6 protein-coding genes are annotated in these 6,124 nt (G+C 64.5%); 1 reads left to right on the top strand and 5 read right to left on the bottom strand.

All coding sequences use genetic code 11. The annotated features are described in order from the left end of the window. The 3 genes from VMA74_RS03745 to VMA74_RS03735 all read right to left on the bottom strand — a co-directional run. Positions 1 to 1,577 (bottom strand): protein-disulfide reductase DsbD domain-containing protein (locus VMA74_RS03745; protein WP_325364943.1); only part of this gene is annotated, 1,577 nt, incomplete at its 3' end. Between the two features lie 73 nt (positions 1,578 to 1,650). Next, the gene (locus VMA74_RS03740; protein ID WP_325364941.1) at positions 1,651 to 2,556 is read right to left on the bottom strand and encodes a DMT family transporter; all 906 of its coding nucleotides are present in this window, start codon (positions 2,554 to 2,556) and stop codon (positions 1,651 to 1,653) included. 74 nt (positions 2,557 to 2,630) lie between these two features. Beyond that, complete coding sequence (locus VMA74_RS03735; protein WP_325364939.1) at positions 2,631 to 3,329, bottom strand: glutathione binding-like protein; 699 nt, start codon at positions 3,327 to 3,329, stop codon at positions 2,631 to 2,633. Positions 3,330 to 3,437: 108 nt separating this feature from the next. Here VMA74_RS03735 and VMA74_RS03730 point away from each other — a divergent pair, with 108 nt between their 5' ends. Continuing rightward, on the top strand, positions 3,438 to 4,886 hold the full coding sequence (locus VMA74_RS03730; RefSeq protein WP_325364937.1) for a PLP-dependent aminotransferase family protein: 1,449 nt from the start codon (positions 3,438 to 3,440) through the stop codon (positions 4,884 to 4,886). A gap of 58 nt (positions 4,887 to 4,944) precedes the next feature. On the opposite strand, the gene cutA is transcribed toward VMA74_RS03730, so the two are convergent. Both cutA and VMA74_RS03720 read right to left on the bottom strand, forming a co-directional pair. Then, positions 4,945 to 5,274, bottom strand: a complete 330-nt coding sequence (cutA, locus tag VMA74_RS03725) for a divalent-cation tolerance protein CutA (RefSeq protein WP_325364935.1) — start codon at positions 5,272 to 5,274, stop codon at positions 4,945 to 4,947. A gap of 11 nt (positions 5,275 to 5,285) precedes the next feature. Beyond that, positions 5,286 to 5,945, bottom strand: coding sequence for a class II aldolase/adducin family protein (locus tag VMA74_RS03720; RefSeq protein WP_325364933.1), 660 nt, complete (start codon positions 5,943 to 5,945; stop codon positions 5,286 to 5,288). Positions 5,946 to 6,124: the final 179 nt, after the last annotated feature.

The raw sequence follows: 6,124 nt of genomic DNA, 5'->3' as shown, positions 1-6,124 counted from the left end.
GCCAGCACTTCTTTCAGCGTTTCCATCCAGCGGCCGGGGCGTGGCAACCAGCGTGACAGCGCCGGCACGAAACCCACGGCGAGGAAGGGCATCGACAAGCCGAGCCCCAAGGCGAGAAACACGCAGATGGCGCTGCCGATGGGGGCCACCAGCGCATACGCCAAGGCTGTACCCATGAACGGCGCCGTGCAGGGACTGGCCACGACCACCGCTAGCACACCGGTAAAGAAATCACCGGCAGGACCCGAGCGGTTGGCGAGCGAACTGCCCGCATTGCCCAGCGATGCGCCGAACTGCACCACGCCGGACATCGATAGCGCCACCGCCAGCATCACCAGCGCGAGCGCCGCCACCACCAGCGGGTTCTGCAGGTGTGCACCCCACGCCGTTTTCAGCGCGATGATCACGCTGCCCAATACGGCAAAACTCACCAGCACGCCGGCCGTGTACATCAACGCGTGCAGGCGGCGGCGTGCAGGATTTTCGCCGCTTTCAATCAGGCCGATCGCCTTGATCGACAGGACGGGCAACACGCAGGGCATCAAATTGAGTACCAGGCCGCCGCCCAATGCCAGCAGCAGCGCCGACCACAAGCTGACGTCGAGCGATGCGTTCTTGTTCACATCGGCTGGCGGCATTTCCGGCGCCGGATTCGCCGCCGTTGCAACGGTCGTGCTTGCGCTGCCACGCAAATCGATATGCGCCTCACGCGTCATCAGCGGATAGCACAAGCCACCGTCCTGGCAGCCCTGGAAGCTGGTCACCAACGCGAGCGACGTCATGCCGGTGGTGTCGCCATGGATGGTCACCGGCAACGTCAGCTCGTCGAAATACACCGTGGTCTTGCCGAAATGCGCATCTTCGTGCGTGGTTCCGGCCGGCCACGCAGGCGACAGCGAAAGCTGCGGCGCATCCTTGACCGATAGTTGGGTCTGGTCGCGATAGAGGTAGTAACCCTTGGCGATGGTCCAGCGCAGCAGCAGGTGGTTTGCGTCCTGGGTGATCGCATCGAAGCGGAAGGCTTGTTCGGCCGGCAGCGGTTCGTTGCTGCCGCCAGCCAAGCTCTGCGTGCGCGAACCAAACAGGTCATTGAGCTTGTTCGACGCTGGCGCACTCGCTGCGGTGGGCACCGGTAGCGTCAGATGCTCGGTATGCGGCGGATAGCAGATCTTCGGGTCGGTTTCGTGGCAGCCCTGGTAGCGCACGCTCAGCGTGAGCGTGCTGGTGCCGGGAGCGAGCGTGTACGGAATGCTGGCGTCCACGCGGTGGTGGTAGGTCTCCACCGGGCCAAGATAGGCATCGTCGTGCTTCTCGCCGTCGGGCAGCTGCGCCTGGCCCAGCGTCACGCCATCGCCGCCCTTGAACGCCATGCGGCCACGATAGAGGTAGTAATCCTGCGCGATGTCCCAGTGCAGCTTCACCACGCCCGGCGTGCTGGCGTCGGCAGTGAGTTTGTAGGCCTCGGTGACTGGCAGCAGGTTGTCTTCGGCGTCCTGCGCCAAAGCATGTGTACCGAACAGCAGCACCAGCAGTGTGAGCAGATAGACGGCGACGCGGCCGTAACGAAGCGAGCGCATTCCAACTCCAGTCATGGGGATCGCGTGGGGCGCGATCGGTGATTATGGACCAGCTCGCAGAGGAAGCCGGTATCTATTCGACCGCATTCAGCGGCGCGGGTGCCGCAGGGCCCATTCGCAACATGCCGGTGGTGAGCGCCACGCCGAGCAGGATCACCACCGAGCCGCCGGCCATCGCCAACGTGAGTTTTTCGCCCAGGAACATCGCACCCCACAGCACACCGAACACGGGGATCAGGTACAGCACCGCCATCGAGCGGGTCGAACCGATGCGCGCCAGTAGCCGGTAGAACAGCACGTAAGCGAGCGAGGTGCACACCGCGGCCAGCCCCAACATGGCGACCCAGGCCTGCAGCGACGGCGACCTGGCCGGCCACAGCCACAGCGTGAATGGCAACAGCATCACGGCCGCCGCCACCTGGCTGCCGATCGCCACCGACAGCGGCGATACGCGCTGAACCTTGCGGTGGCTGTAGTGCGCGCCAAAGGTGTAGCACACGTTCGCGCCCACGCAGGCCGCCATCGCCCAGCCGACCGGCGCGCCGCCATGGCCGAAGCCCATGCTGCCGCCGATCAGCCACACCACGCCGCTCAGGCCGATCACCAGGCCGCTTGCTTGGGTCGCACTCAAGCGTTCGCTCAGCCACAACCAGCCGGACGCGGCCACCAGTAACGGCGCGATCGCGTCGAAGATGGCCGAAAGCCCAGCCGGCAGGCTTTGCGCCGCATAGGAAAACAACACGAACGGAAGCGCCGAATTCGCCAGGCCGATCAGCGCAATCGAGCGCCAGTTCGCGCGCAGCTCCGCCAGCCGTTCGCGCGACAGCAGCAGCGGAATCGAGCAGACCGCTGCGCCGATCGCGCGCATGCCCGCCAAGGCCATGCTGCCGAACTGCCCCGCGCCCATGCGCATGAACAGGAACGAGGCGCCCCAGATGGCGCCGAGCAATACGAGGGCAACGAGGTCGGACTTTTTCATGGCGCATGCACTCGCAGGGGTGACCAGCTAAAGCTATAGCTACGGCGTGCCAGAAGCTGTCAGCAATCTTCAGCTCAGGCGCGCGCTTGCGAGCCCTGGTTGAACAGCAGCCTGCGTTCTTCCTCCGAAAGAGCCTGCCTGGGTGCATAAACGTTCTCGACATCCTGGTAAGTGCGCAGTGAGGCTGGACGCGTTGCCATGCCTGCGAACCAGCGCTGCAGGTGCGGGAACGCGGCGAGGTCCTGTCCATGTGCTTCGTGCGGAACGATCCAGGGGTAACAGGCAATGTCAGCAATGGAGAATTCGCCGGCGATAAACGGCCGATCCGCCAGCCGGCGATCCAGTACCCCATAGAGGCGCGCGGTCTCGCGCGTGTAGCGCTCGATGGCGTACGGCACTTTTTCCGGCGCGTAGACGTTGAAATGCCCGATCTGCCCGGCCATCGGCCCCAGGCCGGCCATCTGCCAGAACAGCCATTGCAGCACTTCGGCGCGGCCATGGATGTCCTGCGTAATAAAGCGGCCGATCTTTTCGGCGAGATAGAGCAGGATGGCGCCCGACTCGAATAGCGCGACCGGCTCGCCGCCGCCGGCGGGCGCATGGTCGACGATCGCCGGGATCTTGTTGTTCGGCGAAATCGCCAGGAATTCCGGCTTGAACTGCTCGCCCTTGCTGAGGCTGACCGGCAGCACGCGATAAGGCAGCAGGGCTTCTTCCAGGAACAGCTTGGCTTTCAGGCCGTTCGGAGTGGCGGAAAAGTAGAGATCGATCATGGCCGGCGGCTCCTGAGGGTCGAGTGCATCCTAGGTAATCAAGTGGTCTTGCAAAAGAACCACATCGGGACAAATCTAGGGATCCAGTTTTTGGTCGGAGGCTAGGGCGTGAAGCATCCCTTCGGGTTTCCGCTTGCCTTACCGGAGCGCGGTTCGCGCCAGCGCATGCCGGCGCTGCATGGCCAACTGCGTGCTGCCATTCTGGATGGTCGTTTAAAGCCTGGTTTGCGTTTGCCGGCGACGCGGGAACTGGCCGAAACGCTGGCGGTTTCCCGCAATACCGTGGTGGTGGCGTACGACCTGCTGCTTGGCGAGGGCTATATCGAAGCGCGGCGCGGCGCCGGCCATTTCGTGGCCGACCTTGCCGTGCGCCGCGGTGAACGGCACGCTCGCGGCGACGTCGTAACCCCCGATGGTCGATTGGCGCCGTATTGGCGAAGTTTCGCGAGCTTGCCGGCTCCCATGAGAACGGACGGCTTTGCGTACGATTTCCGCCTGGGGATTCCCGACAGCCGAGGCTTCCCCTACGACATCTGGCGGCGCCTGTCTGCGCGCGCCCTGCGCAACCTGTCCAAGGCCGCGCCGCTCTACGATCTGGCGCAAGGAAGGTGGCCGTTGCGCCAGGCTATTGCGCAGCACATTTCGTTTGCGCGCGCCGTGTCGTGCGACGCCGAGGACGTGATCGTCACCAGCGGCGCGCAGCAGGCATTCGATCTGTTGGCACGCGTACTCGTTACGCCTGGGCACACCGTGGTGGCCGTGGAAGATCCTGGTTATCCACCGCTGCGCGCGGTGTTTCTCACCGCTGGCGCGCGTGTGGTCGGGGTGCCGGTGGATGAGGAAGGGCTGATCGTCGAGCAGCTTCCGCACGATGCGCATGTCATCTACGTCACGCCTTCGCACCAGTTCCCGCTGGGCGTGGTGATGTCTCCGCGCCGTCGCGTCGCCTTGCTGGCATTTGCGCGCGCACGCGGCGCCCTGGTGATCGAGGACGATTACGACAGCGAATTCCGCTACAGCCCTCGGCCGCTGGATGCGCTGCAGACATTGGATCGCGACGACGCCGTCTGCTATGTCGGCACCTTTTCCAAATGCCTGTTTCCCAGCTTGCGGCTCGGTTATGCCGTGGTGCCGCCATGGCTGCGCAGCGCCTTCGCCCACGCCAAGCATCAAGCCGATTGGCATGGCGACGTGCTGGCGCAGGATACCTTGGCCGCCTTCATGGCCGAAGGGCACTTGGTGCGTCACGTTCGGCATATGCGCAAGGTGTATGCGGCGCGGCGCGACGTCTTGCTGGCGGCCTTGCAGCGGCACGGCAAACACCATATGCGGGTGTGGGCATCGGATGCGGGGCTGCATCTGGCGGCGAAGCTGCATGCGCCGACCGATGTCACGGCCTTGCTGAGGCGCGCCGCGGCAAGCGGGATCAATCTTGAGTGCCTGAGCGCTTATGCGATGGCTGGCGCCGCCGAGGAGGGCCTGGCATTCGGCTTCGGCATGATCGAGGTGGAGCGGATGGATGAAGGCATAGCCAGGCTGATGAGGGCGATTGCGTAGCTAAAGGTCGCCGGAAAGCCGAGCGGCGGTCTTGACCCCACTCGATGGCCGCGGAAGCTCACGACTCGACGCCCACGCGCACCCAATCCAGATAGGCAGCGTGACCCTGTTCGACCGATACCGCGATCAACTCGGGCAACTCGTAGGGATGCAATGCCAGCACCCGTTCCTTCAAGGCTTCGAAGCGCGAGGCGGTGGTCTTGATCAGCAGCAGTTCCTCGGTATCTGTGATCACTTCGCCTTGCCAGCGATAGGTGGAGTGGATGCCGGGGATGCGGTTTACGCAGGCGGCCAGCCGCTCGTTTACCAGCGCATCGGCCAAATGCCGTGCGCTTTCGGCGTTGGGGCAGGTGCAGTAGCACAGCAGCACGGGATCGGTGGCAGTCATGGCGGGTGTGCTCAGGCAGATGGTTCGTTGCGCGACATCAGTCCGTAGTTGCCGAATTTTTCCAGCACCTGGGCCACCTCCGTGCCGTTAAGCAGGGCCGGCGTGCCGACCTGCAGCGCCAGCGCGTACTGCCGTGCCAAGGTCTCCACTTCCACCGCGCGCCACATGGCCTGCTCGAGGGTGGCGCCCACCGCGATCATGCCGTGGTTCGCCAGCAGGCAGGCCAGGCGCCCGTCCAGCGCCTGTACGACGGCATCGGAGAGTTCCTGCGTGCCGTAGGTGTAGTAAGCCGCGCAGCGAATCGAGTCGCCGCCGCTCACCGCAATCATGTAATGCGCCGCTGGGATGTCCATGCGGCACATCGCCAGCGCGGTGGCATAGGGTGGATGCGCATGCACCACTGCATGCACGTCCGGGCGCGCCGCATAGATGTCGCGATGAAAACGCCATTCACTGGACGGCCGCAGCCCAGGCGCATGGCTGCCATCGATCGCCACCTGCACCACGCCATCGGGGGTGATTTCCTCGTACGGCGTGCCGCTGGGGGTGATCAGGAAACCCTCGCCGTGGCGCACGCTCAGGTTGCCGGAGGTGCCCTGGCTCAGGCCCGAAGGCATCAGCTTCAAGCCGTAGGCGACGATCTGTTCGCGTAATGTCTGGTTCCTGCTCACTGCCTGGATGCCCGTCTGCGGATGTGGGAACGGGGCATCGTCAGCATTTTTGCCTGCGGTGTCGATCCCGAATTTCCAAACCGCGTCGTTTCGTCGCCGGGCCTTGAAAGCCCCTCCATTTCCCCCAATAACGCTGGCACGACCCGTCCGGCCCCTCTTGCAGGGGTTTTTCTGGCGAC

It is taken from the genome of Dyella sp., assembly GCF_035508675.1.
Lineage (GTDB): Bacteria > Pseudomonadota > Gammaproteobacteria > Xanthomonadales > Rhodanobacteraceae > Dyella_B.
The sequence above is the reverse complement of the archived record's forward strand: the minus strand, read 5'-3'. Positions and strand labels throughout refer to the sequence as shown.